This is a genomic window from Lysobacter sp. Root916 (assembly GCF_001429785.1).
In the GTDB taxonomy this organism is placed as follows: domain Bacteria; phylum Pseudomonadota; class Gammaproteobacteria; order Xanthomonadales; family Xanthomonadaceae; genus Lysobacter.
The window spans coordinates 75,831-101,938 of the sequence record NZ_LMJF01000011.1 but is presented as its reverse complement, the minus strand read 5'-3'; the positions used below and the strand labels follow the sequence as shown (position 1 = coordinate 101,938).

Sequence of the window (26,108 nt, the reverse complement as noted above, 5' to 3'; positions counted from 1 at the left end):
CGTCGCGCCTTCGAACGGCTGCGGCCCATCGGCTGATCGGCACCTGCCAACGCACGCACATCCAAGCCGCACAAATCATGCCGCGTCCGCACGATTGCGATGCGATATCCGCGCGTACTATCGGGTGGATGCGCCCACCTATTCGCGCCGGCTACGACACCGCTTCCGCCCCGCGCGGAGGCAGCGCATGAACGATCGCACCTTGTCCTACCGCGCGGCCACCGCCGTCGTCAGCCTGATCTTTTTCACCTGGGGCGGGCTGACCAGCCTCAACGACGTGCTGATTCCGCATCTGAAGTCCGTCTTCGACATGAACTACGCGCGGTCGATGCTGATCCAGTCCAGCTTCTTCGGCGCCTACTTCCTGATGTCGCTGCCGGCGGGACGGGTGCTGGCCACGTTGGGTTATCAGCGCGCGATCGTGGTCGGCTTGCTGGTGGCCGCGGCCGGCGCGGCGATGTTCTTCCCGGCCGCGCGGCTGCCTTCCTATCCGCTGTTCCTGGGCGCGCTGTTCGTCTTGGCCAGCGGCATCACGCTGCTGCAGGTGGCGGCCAACCCCTACATCAGTCTGCTGGGCGACCCGGCCGGCGCGCCCAGCCGGCTCAACCTGGCGCAGGCGCTGAACTCGCTGGGCACCACCCTGTTTCCGTATCTGATCGGTCCGCTGATCCTGTCCGGCGCGGTGCTGGGCGCGACCGAACTGGCGGCGCTGTCGCCGAGCCAGTTGGCGGCCTACCGCGCCGACGAAGCCGCATCCGTGCAACTGCCTTACATGATCATCGCCGGCGGCCTGCTGGCGATGGCGGCGTTCGTGGCGCTGATGCGGATCCCGCCGCTGACCGAGGCCACCGAGCGCGCCGACGACGCGCGCCACAGCTACGGCGAGGTCTTGGGCCACCGCCACCTGCGCTGGGGCGTGTTGGCGATCTTCGTCTACGTCGGCGCCGAGGTTTCGATCGGCAGCTTCATGATCAACTACCTCAGCGAGCCCGGCATCGGCGGATTGGACGGCGACGCCGCCACCCGGCACCTGGCCTACTACTGGGGCGGCGCCATGGTCGGCCGCTTCATCGGCGCCGCGCTGCTGCGGCGTTACGACGCGCGCCGCCTGCTGGCGCTGGCCGCGGTGATCGCGATCGCCCTGCTGCTGGCCACCATGTCGCTGCACGGCAAGCCGGCGATGTGGGCGGTGCTCGCGATCGGCCTATTCAACTCGGTGATGTTCCCGACCATCTTCACCATCGCCATCGAGCGGCTGGGGCCGATGACCAGCAAGGCGTCCAGTCTGCTGGTGATGGCTATCGTCGGCGGCGCGATCGTGCCCTGGCTGCAAGGCGCGCTGGCCGACCGCATCGGGCTGCAACCCTCCTACGCGATCCCGCTGCTGTGCTACGCCTTCGTCGTCTGGTACGGCTGGCGCGGCTCGCGCCTGGCGCCGTCGCTGCTGGGCGATGCGTCCGCATCGGCGCCGCCAGTCCGGGCGATGCACTGATGGCCCGCGATGCGCGCCAGGCCATCGTCTGCTTCGGCGAAGCGTTGATCGATTTCCTCGCGCGCCCGCCGCAGCGCCCGGGCGAGCCGCGCCACTTCGTCGAATACGCGGGCGGCGCGCCGGCCAACGTGGCCACCGCGATCGCGCGCCTGGGCGGGCAGGCGCGCTTCGTCGGCATGCTGGGCGAGGACATGTTCGGCGACTTCCTCTACGACCAGCTGCGCGACATCGGCGTGGACGTGCGCTATACGGTGCGCACCGCCGGCGCCAAGACCGCGCTGGCGTTCGTGTCGCTGGACGGGCACGGCGAGCGCAGTTTCAGTTTCTACCGCCCGCCCGCGGCCGATCTGCTGTTCCGCGCCGAGCACTACCAGGCGCGCTGCTTCGAGGATGCGCTGGCCTTCCACGTCTGCTCCAACAGCCTGACCGAGGCCGGCATCGCCAACGCCACCCTGTCGGGCATGCAGCGCGCGCGCCAGGCCGGCGCGCTGGTCAGCATGGACCTCAACCTGCGCCCGGCGCTGTGGGCCGACGCCTTCGACCCGCTGCCGACGGTGTGGCGGGCCTTGCTGGAGGCGGACACGATCAAGCTCAGCCGCTCCGAGCTTGCGTTCCTGGCCGCGCCGCTGGGCAGCGAGACCGCGGCCCTGCAACGCTTGTGGCACGGCTATGCAACCTGCGTGCTGGTCACCGACGGCGCCGCGCCGATCCGCTGGTACACGCGCACGCGCCAGGGCGAGCTGGGCACCTTCGAGGTGCTGCCGGCCGACACCACCGCCGCCGGCGACGCCTTCGTCGGCGGCTGGCTGCACCGGCTGGCGACGCTGGACGTGCAAGCCCCTGACTTTCCGGCCTTCCTCGAACGCCGCGAGCTGTTCGAAGATGCGCTGCGCTACGCCGCCGCGACCGGCGCGCTGGCGACCACGCGCCACGGCGCGTTCGCGGCGATGCCGCCGCGTTCGGAAGTGGAGCTATTGATGGAAGAGCAGCCGTGATGGAAGGACCGCTATGAGCCGCTACAACGCCACCCTGCACGACGGCACGCCGCCGGATTTCCGCGACCCCGCGTTCCTGCGCGCGCACATCGCCGACACCATGGCGTTCTACCACCCGCGCGCGATCGACCCGGCCGGTGGTTTCTTCCACTACTTCCGCGACGACGGCAGCATCTACGACCGCTCGCACCGGCACCTGGTCAGCAGCACGCGCTTCGTCTTCAACTACGCCATGGCCGCGCGCGAGTTCGACCTGGACGAATACCGCGAGGCCGCGCGCCACGGCCTGCGCTATCTGCGCCAGGCCCATCGCGACCCGGTCGGCGGCGGCTACGCCTGGACCCTGCGCGACGGCGTGCCCGAGGACCGCAGCAACCATGCCTACGGCGTCGCCTTCGTGATGCTGGCCTACGCCAGCGCGATCAAGGCCGGCATCGACGAGGCCGCGCCCTGGCTGGAGGAAACCTGGCAGCTGTTGGAGACCTGGTTTTGGGACGAGGACGCCGGGCTCTACCGCGACGAGGCCGATGCCGGCTGGCGCTTCAGCGACTACCGCGGCCAGAACGCCAACATGCACCTGTGCGAGGCCCTGATCGCGGCTTACGAGGCCAGCGGCGACGCGCGCTATTACTACCGCGCGCGCACCCTGGCCAGTCAGATCACGCGCCGGCAAGCGGCGCTGGCCGGTGGGCTGGTGTGGGAGCACTACGACCGCGACTGGAACATCGACTGGGATTACCACCGCGACGACCCCAAGCATTTGTTCCGGCCTTGGGGTTTCCAGCCCGGGCACCAGACCGAATGGGCCAAGCTGCTGTTGATCCTGGATCACCATGCGCAGGAGCGCGGCGCGCCGGTGGACTGGCTGCTGCCGACCGCGCAGCAATTGTTCGACACCGCGGTCGCGCACGCCTGGGACGAGGCTTATGGCGGATTGAGCTACGGCTTCGATCCGGACGGCGCGGTCTGCGACGACGACAAATACTTCTGGGTGCAGGCCGAAACGCTGGCCGCGGCCGCGCGTCTGGCGCAGCGCACCGGCGATGCGCGCTATTGGGATTGGTACCAGCGCCTGTGGGCGTACAGCTGGGACCATTTCATCGATCATCAGCACGGCGCCTGGTTCCGCATCCTGGATCGCGAGAACCGCAAGTACAGCGACGAGAAGAGCCCGGCCGGCAAGACCGACTATCACACCATGGGCGCGTGCTACGACGCGTTGGAATTGCTGCGGCCGCGTTGATTCGCGCGGACCGATCGGCCGTTCGCGTTCCGCGCGCCGCCGCCTTTCGAAGCCACCGGGTCGGCGGGCGGCTGCGCAGCGGCAGGCGCTGCCGCGCATTCAGCCCGGCAGCGAATCGGCCAGCAGCAGGGCCAGCACCACCATGACCGCGACCAGGCCCAGCAGCACGAGCAGGGCGATCCCGGCCGCGCGCCAGTTCGAGTGCATCGTCGCGCCCTGTGCTTCGTGAGCGCGGATCGTCGGCCCCTGCAGCAGGTGCGCCAGCGACAGCACGATCGCCAATTGCACGCACAGGAAGGCGATAGCGGGCACTTCTTCCGGCAGCACCATGGACAGCGCAATCAACGCCACGGTCCCGACAAAGGCCCCGATCAGCGCCATGCGCATCTGGCTGGGCCGGCCCAGCGCGCGGTAGTTGAGCGCCATCAGCAGACCGCCGGCGAAGACGCTGCCCAGGAAGGTGGCCAGGCCGATGCTGCGCAGGCTGTACAGGCGCGCCTTGGCATCGACCGCAAGCGCGTCGTGCACGGAGACGGTGGGCGGTTGGTACGGATTGTCGTGCGACATGCGCGGCTCTCGGCGGGTCAGAGCGCACGATGCCGCAGCCGCCTAGGCCCCGCAAGCCGGATGCGCCCGGGCGCTCACCCCTGACAACACGCTGTCAGCAGGCCGGGCGTAGTCTTTGGCTCCCACCCAAGGAGTTCCCCGCATGAATACCGAGCAGATCGCGCAACGCCTGGTCGAGCTGTGCCGCAAGGGCGAATACGACCGGGCCCAGGTCGAGCTGTACGCCGACGACGCCGTGAGCATCGAACCCGAGGGCCTGCCGCCGGAAGCGCTGGGCAACGCGCACGGGATGGAAGCGATCCGCGAGAAGGGCCGCAAGTTCAACGAGAGCATCGAAGCCATGCACGGCAGCAGCGTCAGCGACCCGGTGATCGCGGGCAACTGGTTCAGCGTGTCCATGCGCCTGGACGTGACCATGAAGGGCATGGGCCGCATCGACATGTCGGAGATCTGCGTCTACCGCGTGCGTGACGGCAAGATCGTGCACGAGCAGTTTTTCTACGACGTGGGTTGAGTCGGCAGCCCGAGCCTTCGGCGTCGTTTCGTTTTCGTGGTCGCGGCTTGCGCCGCTCCTACAGGGAGCAGCGGCGGTGCTGCTTTGGGGTAGGAGCGGCGTGAGCCGTGATGCGATTCGGGACGAACCCGATGCACCCAGTGGTTGCTACGCCGATGCAGGCACAGCCGCCGCGCTTTGAGGCTGTGTCGGCGATCCGAGCTTTCGGCGTCGTTTCATTTACGCGGTCGCCGCTTACGCCGCGCCTACAGGGAGCAATAGCGCCGCTGCTTTTGGGCGGGGCGGCGCCTGGATTTTTTAAACTATTAATACATTAAAAATTCACTTTTTTTATTTGATTGGAATGCAATTCACCACCTAAATTCCGCAGCAACCTCATCCGCAAACATTGGCTTCACATCTCCTGCGTAGGCTCGCGTTGCCGACTAGGCGAAAGGAAGCAGGGGAGAAGGAACATGAACATGAAAATGATCTGCGCAAGCCTGTTGTTGTTGGCCGGTCTATCCGCATCCGGGGTCGCTGCCGCACAGACATGTCCCGGTAAGCTCGTTGCGATGAAGGTAATCCGCCAAGGTTATCCAGACGGCCCCAAGCTGGGCGAGCTGCAGCTTTATTGGGACGCCGCCTCGGGCAAGAACTGCGCGCGCACCATGCATTCCGCACGGACTTGGGGGAAATCGCACTGGACGCAGGCGATGATAAGCACCTGCACACGCAGCAACTTCGACCCCCGCTACGGAACCTGCGCTTCGGACTCACCGTTTAAGTTCGATAGCAAGGTTTACAAGTACCAGGCCGGTCCACTCAGCCTGCCGGGCAAGGGCCGTTGCGTAATGGTCCAGGGCGGCATAGACGCGGTTGCCAACAGGCCCGGCGGTGTCCACGCCTATAGCACTGGCATTTCCGGACACTGCCGCTAACATCCGGAAAGACCGTCCGCTCCATACGCGGAACAGCGCATCAGCGATACTCGCCACTCGATGGATAGATCTCTCGACGCGCCCATTCGCATCTCTGGGCTCCCGGTCCGCTGCGCCGCGGTCGCATTGATCGCGGCAGTAGCTTTCGCGTGCGGCTGGTTCGCTTCCGTCCGGTTCGCGGGACGGAACGGAGACGACGAGGTCCGCTCCGCTGTGGTGGCGAATGCTGCAGCCTCCGCGGCACGCCCCCCGGCAGCGCATCCACTGTCTCAAGACCAGATTGCAAGCGGCGACGCTGCGCATGCGCAGCACGAGGGCCGAATCGGCGGCGTCCCGACCCACGACTACTTGAGCCGTGCCGCCCTGCTCGCGACGCTGAATTGCTCGGAAAGCGCGCGAAGAGCGGTATCGCAAAACTGTCTAGGAGAACTCGCCAGGTTCTCGCTCTCCGACCCGCAGATCCGCGACACGTTCCTTGCATACCTCGCGACAACGCGCGATCCCTCGCGCAGGGAAGAGGTCATCTCGGCGATGACACCAACCCCGCTCCCGACCGACCAGCTCGCGCCACTGCTCGCGCAGATCCAGTCGCTGCGCGAAGCCGACGATCCGCGCATCCGCGCCGCCGGCCTAGTGCATCTCGCGCAATGGGACCGCGGTGCGGCGATCGAGCGGCCACTGCGCGAAGGTCTGGACGACGCCGATCCGGAAGTGGTGCGTTCGGCGATCACCGCGGTGTCCCTGTCCAACGCGCGCACCGACGAGCTCAAGCAGACCTTGCTACTGCTGGCCAGCGACAGTCCACCGGGGTCCGAACTGCGCGATGCCGCAGTCACCGCGCTGCGCGACTTCAGCCTCGACGCGCGCGAATTCGCGATCTATCAGAACGCCTCCGGCTCATCCCGCTCGCCCTGATCGCCGCACAAACGAAACAGGCCCCGCGAGCGGGGCCTGTTTCCACGCACTTCGCAGCCTCGATCAGTCGATATCGAGGAAGCTGCGCAGCTGTTCCGAGCGGCTCGGGTGACGCAGCTTGCGCAGCGCCTTGGCTTCGATCTGACGGATGCGCTCGCGGGTGACATCGAACTGCTTGCCGACTTCCTCGAGGGTGTGGTCGGTGTTCATGTCGATGCCGAAGCGCATGCGCAGCACCTTGGCCTCCCTCGGGGTCAGGCCGGCGAGCACGTCGCGGACCGTCTCGGAGAGGTTGATGTTGGTGGTGGCTTCGACCGGGGACTCCACGTTGGTGTCCTCGATGAAGTCGCCCAGGTGCGAGTCCTCGTCGTCGCCGATCGGAGTCTCCATCGAGATGGGCTCCTTGGCGATCTTCATGACCTTGCGGATCTTGTCCTCGGGCATGTCCATTTCTTTCGCCAGCTCTTCCGGCGTGGCCTCGCGGCCGTACTGCTGGAGCATCTGGCGCGAGATGCGGTTGAGCTTGTTGATCGTTTCGATCATGTGCACCGGGATACGGATGGTGCGGGCCTGATCGGCGATCGAACGGGTGATGGCCTGACGGATCCACCACGTGGCGTAGGTCGAAAACTTGAAGCCGCGACGGAACTCGAACTTGTCCACGGCCTTCATCAGGCCGATGTTGCCTTCCTGGATCAGGTCGAGGAACTGCAGGCCGCGGTTGGTGTACTTCTTGGCGATGGAGATCACCAGGCGCAGGTTGGCCTCGACCATCTCCTTCTTGGCCTTGCGCGCCTTGGCTTCGCCATAGGCCATCGCACGGCTGATTTCCTTGATGTCGGCCAGGGTCAGGAACGAGGCCTGCTCGATCGCGATCGTGGCTTCCTGCTCGGCGATGACCTGGTCCTTGACGTCGCGCAGGCCCGACGACCACTTCTGCTTGCGCTTGAGCAGCTCGTCCACCCATTCCAGATTGGTCTGGTTGCCTTCCCAGGCGCGGATGAAGTCCTTACGCGGCATCTTGGCCACGCGCGTGGACAGGTCGAGGATCTTGCGTTCGTGGTCCTTGATCTTGCCGACCACGTCGCGCAGGTTGCGGACCAGCGAATCGGTCAGCGCCAGCGGCAGCTTGAGGGTGACGAACACCGCCGCCATGTCCTCGCGCGCCTTGAGCACGGTCTTGTGGCTGGGACCGTTCTTGGCGTACGCCTTCTGGAACTTGGCGTAGTTGTCCGCCATCGACTCCATGCGGTTGGCGACCTCGACCGGATCCGGACCGCTGACGGTCTCTTCGGCTTCCTCGTCGGCGGCGGCTTCGACTTCTTCGTCGTCGCCCACTTCGACCTCGGCCACCACCACCGGTGCCGGCGGCTCGGGCTCTTCGTCGAGGTGGTCGTTGAAGCCGACCACGATCTCGGCCAGGCGCTTCTTGCCGGCCTTGTGCAGTTCGTAGTCTTCCAGGATCAGCTGGATCGTCGCCGGGAACGAAGCGAGCGAGGCCTGGACCTGGTTCAGGCCCTCCTCGATGCGCTTGGCGATGGCGATTTCGCCTTCGCGGGTCAGCAGCTCGACCGTACCCATCTCGCGCATGTACATGCGCACGGGGTCGGTGGTGCGGCCGCCTTCGCCGTCCAGCGCGGTCAGCGCGGCCGCGGCTTCTTCGGCCGCGGTGTCGTCGACTTCGCGGTTACCGGTGTTGCCGTCGGCAAGCAGCAAGGTTTCGGCGTCGGGCGCAACTTCGTGCACCTCGATGCCCATGCCGTTGATCATGCCGATGATGTCTTCGATCTGCTCGGCGTCGACCAGGTCGTCCGGCAGGTGATCGTTGACCTCGGCATAGGTCAGATAGCCCTGCTCCAAACCCTTGCTGATCAGGAGCTTGATATCGGACGGAGGGGGCTGTCGTTCGTTGGCCATGGGCTGCGCCACCCGCGCTTGTAGGTCTAGGGAACGTTCCAGTATAGCAGGCCGGGCCGGCTGGGGCCCGATCTAGGACCGGAGGAGGAAGGTGACCGGGCCATCGTTGACCAGGCTGATCACCATATGGGCACCGAAGCGCCCGGTTTCCACCCCCCCGGCGTGAGCGGCCCGGCAGGTCTGGACCAGCCGGTTGAATATCGGTTCAGCCAGCTCCGGGGCGGCCGCGGTGCTGAAGCCCGGGCGCATGCCGCTGCGGGTGTCGGCGGCCAGGGTGAACTGGCTGACCAGCAGCAGGCCGCCGCCGGTGTCGGCCAGGCCTCGGTTCATGCGCCCGGCCTCGTCGGCGAACACCCGGTAGCCGAGCAGGCGCTCGGCCATGCGCAAAACCTGTGCCTCGCCGTCGCCGGGCTCGACCCCGACCAGGGCCAGCAGGCCGGGCCCGATCGCCCCGACGGTCTCGCCGTCGACGGTCACGGCCGCCTGGGTCACGCGCTGGATCAGGCTGAGCACGGCGGCGGGTCCTGCGGAACGGGCCGCACAGTGTCGCCCGGCCCGGCGCATCCGGCCAGCCTGCGCACCGGGCCGGCCGCCCGCGCCGGCTAGACTGACGCGATGACCCGCTTCGTCGCCCGCCTGCTCTATCTGCTCGCCTCCGCGCTCGCGCGCCTGCCCTGGTCCTGGCTGCTGGGCCTGGGCGACCTGGTCGCCGCCGCCTGGCGCTGGCGCGACGGCCGCGAAAGCCGGGTGACCCGGGTCAATCTGGAGCTGGCCTACCCCGAGCTGCTGCCGGCCCAGCGCGAGCAGTGGCACCGGGCGATCCTGCGCACCACCGGGCGCCAGATCCTGGAGACCCTGCGCCTGTGGACCCGGCCGCACCAGGAGAACCTGACCCTGCTGCGCGAGACCCACGGCACCGAGCTGTTCGACGCGGCGATCGCGGCCGGGCGCGGGGTGATCGTGGCCGCGCCGCATTACGGCAACTGGGAGCTGCTGAACCAGTGGCTGGCCGCGCGCACGCCGCTGGCGATCCTGTACCGGCCGCCGGAGTCGAAGATCGGCGAAGCCTTCCTCAACCTGGTGCGCGCCGACGCCCCCGACCGGGTCACCCAGATCCGCGCCGAGGGCCCGGCGGTACGCCAGCTGTGGAAGCTGCTCAACGCCGGCGGCGTGACCGGCATCCTGCCCGACCAGCAGCCCAAGGCCGGCGACGGCGAGTTCGCGCCGTTCTTCGGCGTGCCCGCGCTGACCATGACCCTGCTCGGCCGCCTCGCTGGCCGCACCGGCGCGACGGTGCTGTTCGCCTATTGCGAACGCATCGACACCCACGACGGCGCGCCCGGCTTCGCGCTGCACATCGAACCCGCGCCCGCGGACATCGGCGACGAGGATCTGACGATCGCGACGACCGCGCTAAACGCCGCGGTCGAACGCATCGCGCGCCGCGATCCCGCTCAATACCAGTGGACCTACAAACGCTATACGCTGCGACCGCCGGGTTCGGGCGAGGAAAACCCGTACTGGAATCGCTGAGCGGACGACGCTGGCGGAGCACGATCGCGCGACTCCATGGCGCGCGAGCGAATCACTCAAGGGGATGATGGATGCGTTGTTGGATGTTGTGTTTCGCGCTGCTCGCCGCACCGGCGATGGCGGCCGACGATCTGGCCGAGATGAACGCCGTCAGCCAGGCCTGGGACCGCTACGCGCAGCTCAGCAGCCGCGACGATCCCGCCAGCGCCGCCCTGCTCGCGCCGTCCAGCCTGGACTACTACCTGTTCCTGCGCGACGCGGCGCGTGCGGCCTCCTCCGACCAGGTGCGGCGCATCCCGATCAGCGACCGCCTGATCGTGTACGCACTGCGCGCCAGCCGCAGCGACGCCCAGTTGGCCGAGCTTGACGGCACCGGCGTAGCCAAACTGTGCCAAAGCCGCGATTGGTGCGGCGTGGCGGCGCCGGAAGAGGGCGAGTCGCTGCCGGCGCTGAGCCACGTGACCCTGATCGGCAGCGATCGCGCGGTCGGCGAGTTCGGGCCGCCGACCGGCACCAATTTCCAGTTCGGCCCGGAACTCGTGCGTACCCAAGACGGCTGGAAGGTGGTGGCCGAATCGCTGGTCAACGACGAATCGGTCCAGATCGCGCGGCACGCGCAACAGACGGGCACGAGCGAAGCCGACCTGGCGCAGTTCGTCCTCGGCGAAATGCTCGGCGACGAGACCGAGACGCCGGCGGTCGCGAGCCTGGAGCAGCCGACGCGGGACGACGCCGCCCTGCGCGCCAGCCTCAACGATCGCTGGCCGGCATACCTGGCGACTTACAAGACCCGCATGGCGGCTATTCAACGCAAGGCCGAGGACGGCGATCCGCTCGCGCAGGTCACGTTCGGCACGATGCTGTACACGGGCAAGCTGTCGGACTGGGTGCCCCAGGACAAAGTCCGCGGCATGACACTGCTGGTACAGGCCAGCGAGGGCGGAAACGTCGCCGCGGCCACCTTGGTCGCCGGTGAACTGATCGCGGGCGACGACCTGCCCAAGGGCCAGCCGATTCCGCCCGAGCGCCTGGCAAGGGCGCTGCCGCATCTGCGCCGTTCCGCCGAGGGCGGCCATGCGATGGCGATGTCCGAGCTCTCCCTGCTCTATTTCAACGGCGCTGCGGGCCTGAAGCGCGACTGCCGCCAGGCTGACGAATGGATCGCGCGCGCCGAAGACGCGGGCTACGAGGATGCGCGCAACAATCGCGTCTGGAACCTGGCCGTCTGCCCGATTCCGGAGCAACGCGACCCTGCGCGCGCATTGGCGCTGGCCCAGCGCATGATCGAGGAACAGGATCGTTTGGGCGCCGCCGAACTGGACACGCTGGCCGCCGTTTACGCCGCCAACGGCCGGTTCGACGAAGCGGTCGCGCTGCAGAAGCGCGCCCTGATCAAGTTCGAAGACCCGGCCGAAACGCAAACGCCCAAGCGCGCCCGCGAGCGCCTCAAGGCCTATAGCGCCCGTCGCGACTGGGTACAGGACTACAGCGTCTTCGAGACTCAACCGAAATGACCTCCGCATCGGAAGACAGCGCGCTCGACACCGCGCCTGACCTGACTCCGGCCGCCGAAGTCGAATGGCAGGCGCTGCCAGCGCGCGCGCGGCCGCTGTTCCTGCTGGATACCTCGATCTCGCTGGGCGTGCTGTTCGGCGTGGCCGGGGTGGTGTCGGGCACGCTGGGCCTGGGCATGGCCGCGGGCATCGCCGCCGGCGCCACCGGGGCCCTGCTCGGCATCGCCACCGGGATCTGGATCGGCACCAAGCAGTTCAATCATTGCTACTGGCGCCTGGACGAGCACGGCCTGGCGGTGCGGCGCGGGCGCTTGTGGCAGCGCGAAACGCGGGTGCCGATCACCCGCGTGCAGCACCTGGACATCAAGCACGGCCCCTGGCAGCGCCGACGCAAGCTGGCGACGCTGGTGGTGCACACCGCCGGCACCCGCCACAGCTCGGTCAACGTGCCCCACCTGGACGCCGACGACGCGCAGCGCCTGCGCGATCGCCTGGGCCGGCAGATCGATCTCGATGACGACGCCTGATCCGATCGCGGGCGAGCCCGCGGGCGAGCGTGCGCCACCGACCGCGGTCGAGGCCGCGAGCGCCGAACGCCGCCTGCACCCGATGTCGTGGCTGTTCGTGCTGCTGGCGCAGCTGCGCCAGTTCGTGGTTCCGCTGATCGTGCTGCTGGTGCTCGGGCGCGGCGACCGCAACGAGCTATGGTCGCTGATCGCGGTCGGCGTGCTGGTGGTGCTGTCGCTGTGGCAGTACTTCACCTATCGCTACGGCGCCACCGGCGACAGCCTGGTGGTGCGCAGCGGCCTGTTCGAACGCAGCCTGCGGGTGATCCCGTTCGCGCGCATCCACAACGTCGCGCTGCGCCAGTCGGCGCTGCACCGGGTATTCGGCGTGGCCGAGGTGCGCCTGGAATCGGCCGGCGGCAACAAGCCCGAAGCCGAGATGCGCGTGCTCAAGCTGTCCGACGCGCTGGCGCTGGAAGCGCTGGTGCGCCGGCGCGGCGCGGCCGCGGGCGCGGCCCTGGCCGCCGACGACAGCGCCGCGCCGCCGCTGCTGGCCATGTCCTTGGGCGAGGTGCTGCGCCTGGGCGTGGTCAACAACCGCGGCATGTTCGTGGTCGGCGCCGGCATCGCCGGCTTCATGCCCTACAGCCGCGATCTGCTACCGGAAGGCATGGGCGGCCAGATCCGGCAACTGGTGCTGTCCCTGTTCGGCTGGACCAACGAGCATCACTTCGGCGCGCCGCAGTACCTGCTGGCGGCGCTGGTGCTGATGGGGCTGTTCGTCGGCCTGGTGCGGCTGCTGTCGATGGCGCTGGCGCTGCTGCAGTACTACGGTTTCCGCCTGAGCGAGCACGGGCGCCGCCTGACCGTCGAACGCGGCCTGCTGGCGCGCTGGCGCACCAGCGCGTCGCGCCGCCGGATCCAGGCCTGGACGCTGCGCGAAGGTCCCGTGCACCGTTTGTTGCGCCGGCGCACCCTGGAAATCGAAACCGCGGTCGGCAACGAGCAGGAGCAGGAGCGCGCCTTGCGAGAGCTGGCGCCGATCGCCACGCCGGCGGTCTGCGAATCGCTGATCGAGCATCTGCTGCCGAAGGCCGGATGGTCGCGCCTGGATTGGCGCGCGCTGCCGCTGGTGAGCTGGTGGCGGTTGTTCCTGTCCGGCATGCCCTGGCTGGCGGCGATCACCGCCTTGCTGTGCGTGCGCTTCGGCGCCTGGGGCCTGCTGGCGCTGCTGTGGCTGCCGTGGGCGGTGTTCAAGGCGCGCCAGCGCGCGCGGCGCATGGGCTACGCGCTGGGCGCCGAAGTCGTGGCCGTGCGCGAGGGCTGGTGGAAGCGTTATTGGCGCTTCGCCGAGATCGACAAGCTGCAGGCGCTGCAGCTGGTCCGCAACCCGATCGACCGCCGCTGCGGCACCGCGACGCTGTGGCTGGACACCGCCGGCGCCGGAGCCATGGCGCCGCCGCTGCGAATCCGTTTTCTGCCGGTGGCCGAGGCTGAGGCCTTGTATCGCGAGCTGTCGGCGACCCTGGCGGTGCGCAAGCTGCATTGGTAGGCGGAGGGCGGCGGCGCACGTGCGGTGCGGCGATGATGCGGTTCGCCTTTGGCTCACCGCATCCTACGAAGGCGGGACTCGCGGCGGGCTGTCTTACGCAGCCGCGCCGGCCGTAGGGTGCGGTGGTAACCGCACCCTACGGCCGGCGCGGACTTGCGGGCCCTCGCGATGATGCGGTTCGCCTGCGGCTCACCGCATCCTACGGAGGCCAAAGGCAGGTGGCTGCCGCGCCTACGTCCGGCTCAGCCGCGGCCCCAATAGCCCAGTTCGCGGCGGATCTGCAGCGCGCGCAGGCGCGCCGAGAACGGCTTGGCGCTCAGGCGGCCCAGACGGCCGGCGAGCAGGTCCTCGGTGGCCGCGATCACCCGCTCGGACGAGCGTCCGTCGCGGTAGGGATGGATGGCATCGGCGTAGGCGTCCAGCGAGGCTTGCAACTCCGGCGTCGGCGTGAACGCGTGCTCCAGCATCGCCGGCAGCTCGGCCGGCTCGTGGAAATCGATCATGTGCGCCTTCGGCGCGCGGTTGCGGAAGGTCACGACCGGCTTGCGCTGGACCACGAACTCCGAGACCACCGACGTGGTATCGGCCACCAGCACGTCGGCGGCGCGTTGGGCCGCGATCAGTTGCTCGGTCTCGACGAAATCGGCGTTCGGGCCGGCCAGCTTGCGGTAGCGTTCGAACAGCGCCGGCGGGCACTTGGGGTGCAGGGTCAGCAGCCAGAAACGATCGCCGCGCCGAACCTCCTGGGCGATCGCGTCGTACAGGTGCGGCGCCGCGCTCAGACGCTCGGTGAAGGTCGAGGCGAACAACACCACCGGGCGCCGGCCGGCGCGCCGGCGCAGGCGCGCGGCGCTGCCGTCGTCGTCGCGGAACAGCGGGTCGAGCTTGGGCCAGCCGGTTTCGACCACGGCGAAATGGCCGGCCTCGGCGGCCAGGGTGCGGAACGGCGCGGTGGTCGCCGGGCCCTGGGTGCAGTACAGGTCGAACAGGCCGCGCACGCGGAAATGGCCGCGCGCGTCCTCGCGTTTTTCGACGTTGAAGCCGTGGAACAGCTGGACCTTGGCCCCGCCGACGAAGGGCGGCACCCAGTTGGCGGCGCTGAACACGGCGCGCGGTTTCAGCGCCACCGCCTCGTGCAGGCCGACGTTGCGCACCGGTGCGGCCAGGCTGGCGCCGGCCGCGCCGTCGACGAACCAGGCATGTACCGAGTGTCCCTGCGCTTGCAGCGCATCGGCCAGCGGTTGCAGGATGGGCAGCGCATAACGCTCGCTCGCGAACAACAGGTAATCCGCCATCAACGCATCCCGGACTGAATCGAACGTGGCCGCCGCGGGCGCGCAAGCGCGCGCGGCGCAGGCATCTTGCCAGCTTTCGGCCTGCATCATCGCGTTCAACGAGGCCGATCGCATCGGCGACTGCCTGGCCTCGCTGGCATTCTGCGACGAGGTGGTGGTGGTGGACTCATATTCCAACGACGCCACGGTCGAGATCGCGCGCGCGGCCGGCGCGCGCGTGCTGCAGCGCCCGTTCGACGGTTTCCGCAGCCAGAAGCAGTTCGCGATCGAGCAGGCCGCGCACGACTGGGTGCTGTGCCTGGACGCCGACGAGCGCGTCGACGAGGCCCTGCGCGCGGCGATCCAGGCCGAACAGGCGACGGGCTTCGCCGCCGCGGCCGGCTACCGCTTCGCGCGGCTGTCGGAGTATTTCGGCAAGTTCCTGCGCCACGGCAACGCCTACCCCGACCGGGTGCTGCGCCTGTTCGACCGCCGCCGCGGCGGCTGGCGCGGCCAGCGCGAGGTGCACGAGGCCGCCAGCGTCGACGGCACGGTGCGGACCCTGCCGGGCGATCTGATCCACTACCCCTACCGCTCGCTGGAACAGCAGCTGGCCAAGACCCAGCGCTACGCGCGGATGATGGCCGAACACGACTACGCGCGCGGCAAGCGCGCCACCCTGGGCAAGCTGGTGCTGGCGCCGGCCTGGCGCTTCTGGCGCGGCTATGTGCTGCGCCTGGGCTTCCTGGACGGCTGGCACGGCCTGGTCTACGCCTACGTGCGCGCCAACTACGTGCGCCAGAAAACCATCATGCTGTGGATGTTGCAGAACGGTCAGCCCGTCACCACCTCCGAGCCATGAACGCATCCACCGCCCCGCGCGCGAGCGTGGTCATCACCACTTACAACTGGCCCGAAGCGCTGGGGCTGGCCTTGGGCGCGCTCGCGCGCCAGCGCCACCTGCCCTACGAGGTGGTGGTGGCCGACGACGGCTCGCGCGATGAAACCCGCGCGCTGATCGCCGCGACCGCGCGCGACTACCCGGTGCCGCTGCGCCACAGCTGGCAGGAGGACCGCGGCTTCCGCGTCGCCCTGGCCCGCAATCGCGCGATCGCGGCCACCTCCGGCGACTACGTGCTGTTGTTGGACGGCGACATGCTCGCGCACCCGCAATTCGTCGCCGATCATCTGCGCGCGGCGCAGGCGGGCAGCTTCGTGCAGGGCCAGCGCGTGCTCACCGACGAACTCGGCCGCGACCGCCTGCTGTCGGGCGAGACCCGGGCATTGGGTTTCTTCGATCGCGGGCTGACCCGGCGCCGCCATACCCTGCGCATCCCACCGCTGGCGGCGCTCTCGCTGCGCGGCACGCGCGGCCAGAGCACCGCCGCGATCAAGACCTGCAACCAGGGCTGGTGGCGCGCGGATCTGGTCGCGCTCAACGGCTTCGACGAGCGCTACGAAGGCTGGGGCCGCGAGGACAAGGACCTGGCCGTGCGCGCGTTCCACGCCGGCCTGGAACGACGCTCGCTGCGCTTCGCCGGCCTGGCCACGCATCTGTACCACCGCGAACGCCACGACGACGGCGACAGCCCCAACGATGCGCTGCTGGCAGAAGCCAGGGCCAGCGGGCGGGTGCGCGCGCCGGTGGGGCTGGATCGGCATCTGGCGGAGTTCGCGGCGGCGCCGTTGGTGGATTTGCGTAAGCAGTAGCGCGAACGTAGGCCAGCACCGTTCTTGCCGGCGCCGACAACAGCGCGCGACGATGGCCATGGCGGCGCGGGTATTCGGTTCGGCGCGACGATGCGGTTCACCTCCGGCTCACCGCATCCTACGGCCAGCTTTCTGTGGGAGCGGCGTGAGCCGCGATGCCGCCGCAGGCGGCGAATTTGTCCCAAGCGCGAGACCATGCTGGACCCGTTTCGCGAAACGGATTCGCGACTATCGTCGTTACCACAGCTCATCGCGGCTTACGCCGCTCCCACAAGGGCAGGTCGTTGTGGAGGGCGGAAATCCGCGCCTCTCATTCGCGATCGATAGCGCAAGCGTGGATCGGCGCGACGATGCGGCCGGCTCTCTGTGGGAGCGGCGTGAGCCGCGATGCCACCGCAGGCGGCGCTTTCGCCCCGAGAGAGCCCGGCCCGAACGGCGTTTCACAAGACGGGCTCGAGGCTGGCGTCATAGCCGCCGTTCATCGCGGCTCACGCCGCTCCCACCGGGTCACGCAACGCGCCAGGGCGAGAACCCCGCCCCTTATTTGCGATCAATGGCGCAGGCGTGGATGGCCGCGCCGGGCACCAGGGTCCAGCCGCGGCGGTTGGCGTTGCCCATGTGGGTGGTCTTGGTTTCGTCCACGCAGGCATCCAAGGCCACGTCCTGCACCAGCAGCCAGCGCGAGTCCGGGCGCTGCGCCTGCCAGGCCAGGCCACGGCGCATCTGCTCCTTGAAGTCGAGCTTGAAGCCGAAGGTGGTGGCCGGGCGGTCGGCCATCAGCAGGTTCTGTTCGCGCCAGGCGACCAGGGCCAGCTCCGCGTTCGGTCCGATCTTCTGACCGACCTCGGTCATCAGGCCGCGCGCGGACGAGGAGTCGTTGAGCAGCGGCGCCATCAGCAGGCCGAAGCCGACCCACAGGCCGGTCAGCAGCGACACCATCGCCGCCAGCGGATGCTTGGGACCGAACCACAGTAGGCTGGCCAAGCCCCACACGCCGACCGCCATCAGGCTGGCCGCCATCGCATGCGCGCCCTCGGCGATGCCGCGCTCGGCGACCAGCTTGCGTTCGAGACCGGGGTTGCCGAACCACATCGCCGCGCCCAGGCCCAACAGGCCCAGCGCGAACAGCCAGCTGAAACCGGCGGCGATGCGGCGCGGCCACAGCTTGCGCACGATGCCCGGCAGCAGCGGCGCCAGCGCCAGGCACACCATCGGCAGCGCCGGCAGGATGTACATGTCGCGCTTGCCGTTGGGCAGGGTGAAGAACACCAGCACCAACAGCCACCAGGCCAGCGGCAGCAGGTAACGCGGATCGCGCCGGCGCAGGCGGCGCCACCACGCCGGCAGCGCCCAGGGCAGCGCCAGCATGGTCGGCAGCCACATGGTCAGCACGACCTCCAGGAAGTACCACGGCGGCTGGCCGTGGTCCCAGGACGCGCCGTAACGCTTGGCGGTCTGGCGCAGCAGGATGTCGTCCATATAGGCGCGGTATTCGGGCGAACCGTTGGTGGTCGCGGCGATCACCATCGGCACCAGCCACACGCAAGCCGCGGCCACGAACGCCAGCGGGCCCAACCAGAACCGCCAGTTGCCGGCCTGCACGCGCACGCGCCAGCCGCGCAGCGAGGCGATGCCGGCCGGTATCAGCATCAGCAGCGCGATCGCGCCCACGCCCTTGCTGATCGTGCCCAGGCCGGCGGCAGCCCAGGCCAGTGTCCACATCCGCCAGTCGCCGCCGCCGTCCTTGCGCCAGGACAGCAGGTGCCGCAGCAGGCCGTAGTTGGCCAGGGTGATCCAGAACACCACCAGCGGATCGATCTGGGCCTTCTTGGATTGCCAGGTGAATTGGAACGCGAACAACAGCGCCCAGCCCGCGTACAGCCCGACCTTGCGCGTCCACAGGCGCCGGCCGAGATCGACCACGCACCACAAGGTACCCAGCGCGGCCAGCAGCGACGGCAGCAGGAAGGCTACCCGCCAATCGCGAAACACGGTGTAGGCCGCGGCCTGCAACCACATGAACAAGGGCGGCTTATCCGAGTACAACTCGACGCCGCGATGCGGGAACAGCCAGTCCCCGCTTTCGACCATCTGCTTGGCCACCAGGGTGAACCGCGGCTCATCGGCCGGCCAGGGATCGCGCAAGCCCAGCCCGGCGCCCAGCACCAGCAGGGCGATGATCCAGAACAACCAAGTGTCGCGGGAGCGGGTCGAATTCGGCATGCGCGGGATGATAGCCGCGAAGCCGCGGGCGGATGTCGGAGAAACGTTCAGGACCCGGCGGACTCGGCGGGCGGACGCGGGGCCCGCGCGCTGTCTCAGCCATTGCCAGACGCCCCAAGAACCCAGCCCCGCGAGCGCGAGCGCGACCGCACCCCACCGTCACTCCTGCACTTACTCTCGTGGCTGTGGCTCTGTACCTGTACCTGTACCTGTACCTGTACCTGTACCTGTACCTGTGCCTGCCGTTGCCGTGGCCGTGGCATTGAAGTCCAAAAGCAGCGCACTCACCCGACCAACCGTAGACCCGAAGGGCGGCGCGCAGGACGCGCGCCGTTTTTCGAATGGACAGGGACGTCCATTCGAAAAATCCCGGCGAACGCTCCGCGCTCGCAAGGGAGGGTTGGTCACGCCAGCCCTTCTCTTTGGTTACTTTCTCTTGGGCTAGCAAGAGAAAGTGACCCGCATGCGCAGCAGGCGGAAGCCGTTGACCTTCGGTCAGAAGAAGCGACAGCAAAGCAAAAGCAAATCCTCCCCAACCCTCCTTTTCCAAAGGAGGGAGCTAAGAGCTAAAGAGCTAGGAGCTAAGAGCAAGTGGTTGGCGTTCAGTCGCGCACGAACCTGCGGTTCGTAAGCCGCACGGCTTCACCCTTTGATAAAGAAGGGAGCTAGGAGCAAGAGAAAGTGACCCGCACGCGCAGCAGGCGGAAGCCCTTGATCCAAAGCTGAAGTCCGATGCCAGCGGATCTCAACAAAACCCCAGCCAGCGCTGTAGCCGGAGTTAGCCATCGCGGCTTACGCCGCTCCCACAGAAGGCCGGTCCAATCCGGAACGAGCAACGCGACCGGAGTTCGCGGTCGCGGCTTACGCCGCTACCACAAAAGGCCGGTCCAACCCGGAACGAGCAACGTGGCCGGAGTTCGCGGTCGCGGCTTGCGCCGCTTCTACGGAGAGCGCCCCTGAGAGGAGGTGTCGATATGCGACGCCGTTTGCCTGTGGGCGCTGCATCCTACGGAACGGGATCCACGCCTAGGCAAGAATGATGGCGCGGGATGGCTACAACTTCGGGACAGCGGTAGCGGGCAGCGACGCCCGCCGCTACCGCGCGGCCTTCCTCAAGCGCGAATAGAAGAAGCCGTCGTAGCCCAACTCCCCAGGTAGCCGTTGCCGACCGACTTCGCAATCGCGCCCGTAGCTCGCATCCAAGGCCTCGGCCTGCGCATCGTCCGTCCGCGCCAGGAACGCGCGCACCTGATCCTCGTTCTCTTGCTTCAGGATCGAGCAGGTCGCGTAAAGCAGCACGCCGCCAGGCGCCACAGTCCGCCACAGCGCATCGAGCAGACGCGCCTGCACCGCCGTCACCGCCGCGATGTCGGTTTCGCGCCGGTGCATCAGCACATCGGGCTGGCGCCGCACGATACCGGTGGCGGAACACGGCGCGTCCAACAGCACCGCATCGAACGGCGTCCCGTCCCACCAGGCGGCCAGATCCGACGCGTCGGCCGCGAGCAGACGCGCATCCGCGCCCAGGCGCAAGCGCGCCAAGCCGCTGCGCACCGTGTTCAAACGCGCCGCGTCCACGTCCAGCGCGGTGAGGCGCAGCGTGGGATCGCGTTCGAGCAGATGCGCGGCCTTGCCGCCGGGCGCGGCGCAGGCGTCGAGCACGCGCGCGCCGGCGGGCGGCGCGAGCGCGTCGGCGACCCGTTGCGCGGCGCCGTCCTGCACCGAGACCGCGCCGTCGGCGAATCCAGGCAGCGAGGCGATCGCGACCGCCTCATCCAGCCGCAGCGCATCGGCCAAGGCTTCGTCGACGCCCGCGACCAGGCCGGCTTCGTCCAGACGCGCGCGATAGCCGTCGCGCCCGCCCTGCTGGCGATTGACGCGCAGCCACAGCGGCGGCGCGCTGGTGCTGGCGTCCAGGATCGCGGCCTCGTCCTCGGGCCAATCGTGGCGCAGGCGCGCGCGCAGCCAGGCCGGCCAATGCGCATGCGCCTCGACCGTGGGCAGGCCGTCGCGTTGCGCGCGCCGCAGCAGCGCGTTGACCAGGCCGGCCTGATGGCTGCGGCCGATCGCGCGTGCGGCGTCGACCGTGGCCGCGACCGCGGCGTGCGCAGGCAGGGCCAGATCGAGTTGGGCGAAACCGACGAACAGCAGCGCGCGCAGGTCGCTGTCGCGCTTGCCCAGCGGGCGCGGCATCCAGGCCTTGAGCGCGGCCTCGTAGCGCGCCGGACGGCGCAGCACGGCGAAGCAGATCGCCTCGACCAGGGCGCGGTCGCGCGGGTCCTTCAGTGCGGGCAGCGCGTTGGCGAGTTCGGGCTTGAGCGAGCGGCCGCGGTGCAGCACCGCATCGAGCACGCGCGCGGCGACCGCGCGGCTTTCGGCGCCGCTGGCGGCGTTCACGCGCCGACCGCCAGGTCGCGGCGACCGTTGAGGTAGTCGGCGGCGGTGATGGCCTTGCCGCCGTCGCGCTGCAGCACGCGGATGCGCAGCGCGCCTTCGCCGCAGGCGACGTCGATGCCGTCGCGGCCGGCCTGCAGCACCGTGCCCGGATCGGCGCCGTGGTCCAGCGCCAGCGCGACCGCGCCGTGCAGGCGCACGCGCTCGCCGGCCAGCACCGCCTCGGCCATCGGCCAGGGATTGAAGGCGCGCACCTTGGCCGCCAGCGCGATCGCGGGCTGGCTCCAATCCAGTCGCGCTTCGGCCTTGTCCAGCTTGTGGGCGTAGGTCACGCCCTCCTCGGGCTGCGCCCAGGGACGCGGGTACAGGTCCGCGCGCAGCAGGCCCAGACCGTCGCGGATCGCTTGCGCGCCGAGTTCGGCCAGGCGGTCGTGCAACTGGCCGCCGGTTTCCTGCTCGCCGATTTCGGTGGTCTGCGCCAGCAGCACCGGGCCGGAATCCAGGCCCTTTTCCATCTGCATCAGGCACACGCCGGTCTCGCGGTCGCCGGCCTCGATCGCGCGCTGGATCGGCGCGGCGCCGCGCCACCGCGGCAGCAGCGAGGCATGCACGTTCCAGCAGCCGCGGACGGGAATGTCGAGCACCGACTGCGGCAGGATCAGGCCGTAGGCGACCACGATCATCAGATCGGGCTCCAGCGCGCGCAGCGCCTTGCGCGAGATCGCGGCCTTGAAGTTCTCCGGTTGCAGCACCGGGATGCCGCGCAACAGCGCCTCGCGCTTGACCGGCGAGGGCGTGAGCTCGCGCCCGCGCCCGGCCGGGCGATCGGGCTGGGTGTACACGGCCACGACTTCGTTGCGCTGCGCGGCGGCGCGCAGGCTGGGCACGGCGAAATCGGGCGTACCGGCGAAGACGATCCTCAGGGACATGCGCAAACTCCGGAAGCGGGATTACGGACGCGTCCGTGCGGCGGAGGTCCGGGGACTAGCATGCCGTTTGCGGCGGGCGCGTTGCGCGCCGCGCGCAGAGCGAATGCGGGAAACGCGACAGGCCGCCCACGCTGCGGGCGACATGCGGCATCGTGTTAGCGCCGTCGGCAGGCGATCGGCGCGGCGCGCGGCGGGTTCGCCGCGCGAGCGGCCTTTACGCCGCGTCGCCGGCGAGCTTGCGCTGCTTGGCCAGCTTCTTGCGCACCATCTCGCGCTTCAGCGGCGAGAGGTAGTCGACGAACAGCTTGCCGTCGAGGTGGTCCATCTCGTGCTGGATGCAGACCGCGAGCAAGCCGTCGATCTGCAGCTCGAAGGGCTGGCCGTCGCGGCCGATCGCGCGCACCGTGATCTCGTTGGCGCGGGTCACGTCGGCGAAGATGCCGGGCACCGACAGGCAGCCTTCCTGGTAGACCTGCTCGCCGGCCTTGGCCACGATTTCGGGGTTGATGAAGACCAACGGCCGGTCGTGCTCCTCGGACACGTCTATCACCATGAAGCGCTGGTGCACGTCGACCTGGCTGGCCGCCAGACCGATGCCCGGGGCCTCGTACATGGTCTCGAACATGTCGTCGAGCAGCGTCTGGAACGCCGGCTCGGTGACACGGGCGGGGTCGACGGGCACGGCTTTGGTGCGCAGCCGCGGGTCGGGAAATTCAAGGATCGGCAACAGAGACATAGCGTCGAAAAAAATGGGGGCGTTGGTCACATACACAAGCAAGAAGGGGATTGTAACCCCGTTTTGGGCCTCGAAAGCTTGCAAGCACGGGGTTCTTCTGGGCTATAGTTCCGAGGCCCGCAAAGGGCAAACCTGCAAGGGGAATCAGGTAGATGGCCGCCATGTTTAAACCATTCCGCGCGGTTGCAACCGCCGCGTTGCTGACGATCGCCACCTACGCCCTCGCGGCGGAGATGCAGGGCGGTCACCCCGACACCTACGTAGTCAAGCGGGGCGATACCCTGTGGGACATCGCCGGTCGTTTCCTTAAGCGTCCGTGGCTGTGGCCGGAAATCTGGCAGGCCAACCCGCAGATCAAGAATCCGCATCTGATCTACCCGGGCGACGTGATCTCGCTGGCCTACCTGGACCGCCTGGGCGTGCAGCCCGGTCCGCGCCAGGAAGCCCCGGTCACCGGCATCCCGCTGGATCAGGTCGAGCCGTTCCTGAAGAACCTGCGCGTGGTCGACAGCTTCGAACAGCTGCCCTATGTGGTCAGCCTGGAAGAGGACCGCCTGCGCGGCTCCCAAGGCCAGGTCGCCTACATCAAGGGCTTGGCAGGCGCTGAGGCCGGGCAGCGTTACGCCGTGGTCCGCCCGACCCAGCGCTACACCCGCCTCACCAAGGAAAAGTGCTGCGACGTGAACGGTCGCGTCACCACCCTGCGCAGCCACGAGTTGGACTTCAACGGCCGCAACCCGCCCGGGTTTCAGGCCCTGTGGACCGACTCCACCCTGCCCCAGGGCCGCGGCGATCTGCTCGGTTACGAGCTGATGCAGCTGACCACGGGCACCGTGAGCCGCGGCGAAGTCGGCGGCGTCGGCGCCAGCACGCTGGTGATCGACGATGCCGGCCGCGAAGTCCGGGTCGGCGACCGTCTGATCCCGGTCGAAGCTCAGCCTTACGACCTGCAGTTCTTCCCGCACCCGCCGAAGCAGGAGCTCCAGTACGGTCACGCCCGCGTCCTGGCGGTGGCCGACCAGCTCACCAGCGGCGGCGCGCGCGACGTGGTCGCCCTGTCGGTGGGCCGTCTGGACGGCATCGATAACGGCACCGTGCTGTCGACCTGGCGTGTCGGCCGCAACGTGGTCGACCGGGTCAAGGTCGGCGCGGAGCGCTCCGAGGACACCGTCGGCCGCGCCAACAAGGTGCGCGTGCCCGACGAGTACGCCGGCCACGTGATGATCTTCCGCACCTTCGACAAGGTCAGCTATGGCCTGGTCATGGAAGGCGTGCGCCCGACCCGGGTCGGCTACGAGCTCAAGCATCCGGACGCCCCGTACTGATCGGGGCGCCCCGCAGGCCGGGGCGTTTTCCTACAGCAAGCAGCGACGGCGCCCTAGGGCGCCGTCGTCGTTTCCGGGCCAGGCTGTGCGCATGCCCGAAACCGCCGCCGACCGCCACGCCCTGATCGCCCTCGTCGCTGCCGACGGCCCCTGCGCGCCGCGCCGGACCCTGCTGGAGGGCCATGCCAGCCCCGCCGCCGCGCTCGCGGCTGGCCCCGCGGCCTGGCGCCAGGCCGGGCTGGACCCGGCCCAGATCGCGGCCCTGCAGGCCCCGGACGCGGCCGTGTCGGCGCGCGCCCAGGCCTGGCTGGACCGGCCCGGCCACCACCTGCTCGGCTGGCGGCATCCGGACTACCCCGCGCTGTTGCGGCGCGCGCCGAATCCGCCGCTGGCCCTGTTCGTGGCCGGCGATCCGGTCCGCCTGTGGCACCCGGCCGTGGCCGTGGTCGGCAGCCGCGCACCCACCCCGGGCGGGCGCGACAACGCCGCGGACTTCGCGCGCGCGTTCGCCGGCGCCGGCCTGGGCGTGACCAGCGGGCTCGCGGCCGGCATCGACGCCGCCGCGCACCAGGCCGCGCTGGACGCGGGCGGGCTGACCGTGGCCGTGCTCGGCACCGGGCCCGACCTGACCTATCCGCGCGCCAATACCGCCCTGCACGCGCGCATCGCCGAGGTCGGGGCGGTGGTCAGCGAACACCTGCCGGGCACCCAGGGCCGGCCTTCGCACTTCCCCTCGCGCAATCGCATCATCGCCGGCCTCAGCCTGGGCACGCTGGTGGTCGAGGCGGCCGAACGCTCCGGCGCGCTGATCACCGCGCGTCTGGCCGCCGAGGCCGGGCGCGAGGTGTTCGCCTTGCCCGGCTCCATCCACAACCCGCTCGCGCGCGGCTGCCATCGCCTGATCCGCGACGGCGCCGCCCTGGTCGAAAGCGCGGCGGAACTGACCGTCGCCCTGGCGCCGCTGGCCCAGGAGCTGGCCGCCGACTTGCGGCTGCGTCTGAACGCCCCCATACAGTGCGGCCACACGCTCGTCACGAGGCCCGTTCAGGATGAACGCCTCGATGATCGCGACTACCAGTCCTTGTGGAACGCGCTCGGCCACGACCCCACCGGTATGGATCGCCTGGTCGAGCGGACCGGATTGACGCCTGCCGTACTGTCCTCCATGCTGCTGCTCATGGAGCTTGAGGGTCGCGTAGCGGCGCAACACGGCCGTTACTTCCGCAACCGCTGAGCCACTCTCTGTGCAGGGGCCCAGCGGTCGTCAGCCACTCCGGACCCACCGCGCCGCATGCGGCGCAGGCCGAGGGAAATGAAAGAGAGCATCCTGGACGTCCTGCTGTACCTGTTCGAGCATTACTTCACCGACGATGCGGACCTGGTCCGCGACCGCGATTCGCTCCGCAGCGGCCCCCTGTTCGACGAATTGGGCCAGGCCGGTTTCAGTCCCGCCGAAATCAACAAAGCCTTCGAGTGGCTCGATGCGCTGGCCCAACAGCGGCCGGGCGTCAGCGCGCCGCGCGCGAACGGCCCGACCCGCATCTACTTCGGCCCCGAGCTGGACAAGCTCGATGTCGAATGCCGCGGTTTCCTGATGTTCCTGGAACAGCACGGCATCCTCGACGCCGACCAGCGCGAACTGGTGCTGGACCGCGCGATGGCGCTGGATCAGGACGAGCTCGATCTGGACGACCTCAAATGGGTCGTGCTGATGGTGCTGTTCAACCAGCCCGGGTCGGAAGCGGCCTACGCCTGGATGGAGACCCAGATGTTCGAGGACGAGCCCGAACCGGTACATTAAGCGCGCACGAATCAAGCGCGCGGCGCCTGGGGAGGCGCCGCGCGGCGT

The 26,108-nt window shown here is 69.1% G+C and carries 23 protein-coding genes; 15 read left to right on the top strand and 8 right to left on the bottom strand.

Translation table 11 applies throughout. From position 1 onward, the window contains the following. The first annotated feature begins 187 nt into the window (after positions 1-187). The 3 genes from ASE35_RS08125 to ASE35_RS08115 all read left to right on the top strand — a co-directional run bounded on the left by ASE35_RS08125 (position 188) and on the right by ASE35_RS08115 (position 3,730). Positions 188-1,492 carry a sugar MFS transporter gene (locus ASE35_RS08125; RefSeq protein ID WP_057163524.1) on the top strand — a complete coding sequence of 435 codons (1,305 nt, stop codon included), beginning with the start codon at positions 188-190 and terminating at the stop codon, positions 1,490-1,492. Continuing rightward, positions 1,492-2,487, top strand: a complete 996-nt coding sequence (locus tag ASE35_RS08120) for a carbohydrate kinase (protein ID WP_057163523.1) — start codon at positions 1,492-1,494, stop codon at positions 2,485-2,487. Before ASE35_RS08125 ends, ASE35_RS08120 begins: the two co-directional genes overlap by 1 nt. Before the next feature lie 100 nt (positions 2,488-2,587). After that, positions 2,588-3,730, top strand: a complete 1,143-nt coding sequence (locus ASE35_RS08115; protein ID WP_235570041.1) for an AGE family epimerase/isomerase — start codon at positions 2,588-2,590, stop codon at positions 3,728-3,730. 99 nt (positions 3,731-3,829) lie between these two features. Here ASE35_RS08115 and ASE35_RS08110 read toward each other — a convergent pair whose 3' ends face one another. Beyond that, the gene (locus tag ASE35_RS08110) at positions 3,830-4,297 is read right to left on the bottom strand and encodes a hypothetical protein (RefSeq protein ID WP_057163521.1); all 468 of its coding nucleotides are present in this window, start codon (positions 4,295-4,297) and stop codon (positions 3,830-3,832) included. A gap of 142 nt (positions 4,298-4,439) precedes the next feature. Between ASE35_RS08110 and ASE35_RS08105 the strand changes: the two genes are divergently transcribed. The 3 genes from ASE35_RS08105 (at position 4,440) to ASE35_RS21135 (ending at position 6,646) form a co-directional block, all read left to right on the top strand. Then, positions 4,440-4,811, top strand: a complete 372-nt coding sequence (locus ASE35_RS08105) for a nuclear transport factor 2 family protein (protein ID WP_057163520.1) — start codon at positions 4,440-4,442, stop codon at positions 4,809-4,811. Positions 4,812-5,266: 455 nt separating this feature from the next. Continuing rightward, a complete protein-coding gene (locus ASE35_RS21140) occupies positions 5,267-5,731 on the top strand; it encodes a hypothetical protein (protein WP_157489358.1) in 465 nt (154 codons plus the stop codon). 60 nt (positions 5,732-5,791) lie between these two features. Next, positions 5,792-6,646, top strand: a complete 855-nt coding sequence (locus tag ASE35_RS21135) for a HEAT repeat domain-containing protein (RefSeq protein WP_157489357.1) — start codon at positions 5,792-5,794, stop codon at positions 6,644-6,646. 63 nt (positions 6,647-6,709) lie between these two features. On the opposite strand, the gene rpoD is transcribed toward ASE35_RS21135, so the two are convergent. Together rpoD and dtd are read right to left on the bottom strand one after the other, a co-directional pair. Next, a complete protein-coding gene (gene rpoD / locus ASE35_RS08095) occupies positions 6,710-8,563 on the bottom strand; it encodes an RNA polymerase sigma factor RpoD (protein ID WP_056178007.1) in 1,854 nt (617 codons plus the stop codon). 72 nt (positions 8,564-8,635) lie between these two features. After that, positions 8,636-9,076 carry a D-aminoacyl-tRNA deacylase gene (dtd, locus tag ASE35_RS08090; protein ID WP_056179852.1) on the bottom strand — a complete coding sequence of 147 codons (441 nt, stop codon included), beginning with the start codon at positions 9,074-9,076 and terminating at the stop codon, positions 8,636-8,638. A 102-nt stretch (positions 9,077-9,178) separates the two neighbouring features. Here dtd and ASE35_RS08085 point away from each other — a divergent pair, with 102 nt between their 5' ends. The 4 genes from ASE35_RS08085 (at position 9,179) to ASE35_RS08070 (ending at position 13,668) form a co-directional block, all read left to right on the top strand. Further along, positions 9,179-10,096 carry a lauroyl acyltransferase gene (locus ASE35_RS08085; protein ID WP_057163519.1) on the top strand — a complete coding sequence of 306 codons (918 nt, stop codon included), beginning with the start codon at positions 9,179-9,181 and terminating at the stop codon, positions 10,094-10,096. 71 nt (positions 10,097-10,167) lie between these two features. Next, on the top strand, positions 10,168-11,610 hold the full coding sequence (locus ASE35_RS08080; protein ID WP_157489356.1) for a tetratricopeptide repeat protein: 1,443 nt from the start codon (positions 10,168-10,170) through the stop codon (positions 11,608-11,610). Then, positions 11,607-12,137: a PH domain-containing protein gene (locus tag ASE35_RS08075; protein ID WP_082611182.1), complete on the top strand. Its 531-nt coding sequence runs from the start codon at positions 11,607-11,609 to the stop codon at positions 12,135-12,137. Before ASE35_RS08080 ends, ASE35_RS08075 begins: the two co-directional genes overlap by 4 nt. A gap of 82 nt (positions 12,138-12,219) precedes the next feature. Further along, positions 12,220-13,668, top strand: a complete 1,449-nt coding sequence (locus ASE35_RS08070; protein ID WP_057163701.1) for a PH domain-containing protein — start codon at positions 12,220-12,222, stop codon at positions 13,666-13,668. Positions 13,669-13,910: 242 nt separating this feature from the next. On the opposite strand, the gene ASE35_RS08065 is transcribed toward ASE35_RS08070, so the two are convergent. Beyond that, positions 13,911-14,963 (bottom strand): CDP-glycerol glycerophosphotransferase family protein, encoded by a 1,053-nt coding sequence (locus ASE35_RS08065; protein WP_057163517.1) that lies wholly within the window; start codon positions 14,961-14,963, stop codon positions 13,911-13,913. Between the two features lie 25 nt (positions 14,964-14,988). Here ASE35_RS08065 and ASE35_RS08060 point away from each other — a divergent pair, with 25 nt between their 5' ends. Beyond that, positions 14,989-15,804, top strand: coding sequence for a glycosyltransferase family 2 protein (locus ASE35_RS08060; protein ID WP_057163516.1), 816 nt, complete (start codon positions 14,989-14,991; stop codon positions 15,802-15,804). Next, complete coding sequence (locus tag ASE35_RS08055; RefSeq protein ID WP_057163515.1) at positions 15,801-16,652, top strand: glycosyltransferase family 2 protein; 852 nt, start codon at positions 15,801-15,803, stop codon at positions 16,650-16,652. The genes ASE35_RS08060 and ASE35_RS08055 overlap by 4 nt, the downstream gene beginning before the upstream one ends. 540 nt (positions 16,653-17,192) lie before the next feature. Here the strand turns inward: ASE35_RS08055 and ASE35_RS08050 are convergent. The 4 genes from ASE35_RS08050 to def form a co-directional block, all read right to left on the bottom strand. Then, a complete protein-coding gene (locus ASE35_RS08050) occupies positions 17,193-18,875 on the bottom strand; it encodes a glycosyltransferase family 39 protein (RefSeq protein ID WP_057163514.1) in 1,683 nt (560 codons plus the stop codon). A 1,095-nt stretch (positions 18,876-19,970) separates the two neighbouring features. Continuing rightward, complete coding sequence (rsmB, locus tag ASE35_RS08045) at positions 19,971-21,272, bottom strand: 16S rRNA (cytosine(967)-C(5))-methyltransferase RsmB (protein ID WP_057163513.1); 1,302 nt, start codon at positions 21,270-21,272, stop codon at positions 19,971-19,973. Beyond that, complete coding sequence (gene fmt / locus ASE35_RS08040) at positions 21,269-22,192, bottom strand: methionyl-tRNA formyltransferase (RefSeq protein ID WP_057163700.1); 924 nt, start codon at positions 22,190-22,192, stop codon at positions 21,269-21,271. Before fmt ends, rsmB begins: the two co-directional genes overlap by 4 nt. A gap of 220 nt (positions 22,193-22,412) precedes the next feature. Then, positions 22,413-22,934 carry a peptide deformylase gene (def, locus tag ASE35_RS08035; RefSeq protein ID WP_057163512.1) on the bottom strand — a complete coding sequence of 174 codons (522 nt, stop codon included), beginning with the start codon at positions 22,932-22,934 and terminating at the stop codon, positions 22,413-22,415. Positions 22,935-23,095: 161 nt separating this feature from the next. On the opposite strand from def, the gene ASE35_RS08030 reads away from it, so the two are divergent. The 3 genes from ASE35_RS08030 (at position 23,096) to ASE35_RS08020 (ending at position 26,060) form a co-directional block, all read left to right on the top strand. Continuing rightward, positions 23,096-24,259: a LysM peptidoglycan-binding domain-containing protein gene (locus ASE35_RS08030; protein WP_057160632.1), complete on the top strand. Its 1,164-nt coding sequence runs from the start codon at positions 23,096-23,098 to the stop codon at positions 24,257-24,259. Positions 24,260-24,350: 91 nt separating this feature from the next. Continuing rightward, the gene (gene dprA, locus ASE35_RS08025; protein ID WP_057163511.1) at positions 24,351-25,493 is read left to right on the top strand and encodes a DNA-processing protein DprA; all 1,143 of its coding nucleotides are present in this window, start codon (positions 24,351-24,353) and stop codon (positions 25,491-25,493) included. 78 nt (positions 25,494-25,571) lie between these two features. Next, positions 25,572-26,060 (top strand): DUF494 family protein, encoded by a 489-nt coding sequence (locus ASE35_RS08020; RefSeq protein ID WP_056177988.1) that lies wholly within the window; start codon positions 25,572-25,574, stop codon positions 26,058-26,060. Positions 26,061-26,108: the final 48 nt, after the last annotated feature.

What these genes read in the sequence shown, in the direction of transcription:
- ASE35_RS08125 (WP_057163524.1), top strand. Translation starts at nt 188, where the DNA reads ATGAACGATCGCACCTTGTCCTACCGCGCGGCCACCGCCGTCGTCAGC.
- ASE35_RS08120 (WP_057163523.1), top strand. Translation starts at nt 1,492, where the DNA reads ATGGCCCGCGATGCGCGCCAGGCCATCGTCTGCTTCGGCGAAGCGTTG.
- ASE35_RS08115 (WP_235570041.1), top strand. Translation starts at nt 2,588, where the DNA reads ATGGCGTTCTACCACCCGCGCGCGATCGACCCGGCCGGTGGTTTCTTC.
- ASE35_RS08110 (WP_057163521.1), bottom strand. Translation starts at nt 4,297, where the DNA reads ATGTCGCACGACAATCCGTACCAACCGCCCACCGTCTCCGTGCACGAC.
- ASE35_RS08105 (WP_057163520.1), top strand. Translation starts at nt 4,440, where the DNA reads ATGAATACCGAGCAGATCGCGCAACGCCTGGTCGAGCTGTGCCGCAAG.
- ASE35_RS21140 (WP_157489358.1), top strand. Translation starts at nt 5,267, where the DNA reads ATGAACATGAAAATGATCTGCGCAAGCCTGTTGTTGTTGGCCGGTCTA.
- ASE35_RS21135 (WP_157489357.1), top strand. Translation starts at nt 5,792, where the DNA reads ATGGATAGATCTCTCGACGCGCCCATTCGCATCTCTGGGCTCCCGGTC.
- rpoD (WP_056178007.1), bottom strand. Translation starts at nt 8,563, where the DNA reads ATGGCCAACGAACGACAGCCCCCTCCGTCCGATATCAAGCTCCTGATC.
- ASE35_RS08085 (WP_057163519.1), top strand. Translation starts at nt 9,179, where the DNA reads ATGACCCGCTTCGTCGCCCGCCTGCTCTATCTGCTCGCCTCCGCGCTC.
- ASE35_RS08080 (WP_157489356.1), top strand. Translation starts at nt 10,168, where the DNA reads ATGCGTTGTTGGATGTTGTGTTTCGCGCTGCTCGCCGCACCGGCGATG.
- ASE35_RS08075 (WP_082611182.1), top strand. Translation starts at nt 11,607, where the DNA reads ATGACCTCCGCATCGGAAGACAGCGCGCTCGACACCGCGCCTGACCTG.
- ASE35_RS08070 (WP_057163701.1), top strand. Translation starts at nt 12,220, where the DNA reads ATGTCGTGGCTGTTCGTGCTGCTGGCGCAGCTGCGCCAGTTCGTGGTT.
- ASE35_RS08065 (WP_057163517.1), bottom strand. Translation starts at nt 14,963, where the DNA reads ATGGCGGATTACCTGTTGTTCGCGAGCGAGCGTTATGCGCTGCCCATC.
- ASE35_RS08055 (WP_057163515.1), top strand. Translation starts at nt 15,801, where the DNA reads ATGAACGCATCCACCGCCCCGCGCGCGAGCGTGGTCATCACCACTTAC.
- ASE35_RS08050 (WP_057163514.1), bottom strand. Translation starts at nt 18,875, where the DNA reads ATGCCGAATTCGACCCGCTCCCGCGACACTTGGTTGTTCTGGATCATC.
- def (WP_057163512.1), bottom strand. Translation starts at nt 22,934, where the DNA reads ATGTCTCTGTTGCCGATCCTTGAATTTCCCGACCCGCGGCTGCGCACC.
- ASE35_RS08030 (WP_057160632.1), top strand. Translation starts at nt 23,096, where the DNA reads ATGTTTAAACCATTCCGCGCGGTTGCAACCGCCGCGTTGCTGACGATC.
- dprA (WP_057163511.1), top strand. Translation starts at nt 24,351, where the DNA reads ATGCCCGAAACCGCCGCCGACCGCCACGCCCTGATCGCCCTCGTCGCT.
- ASE35_RS08020 (WP_056177988.1), top strand. Translation starts at nt 25,572, where the DNA reads ATGAAAGAGAGCATCCTGGACGTCCTGCTGTACCTGTTCGAGCATTAC.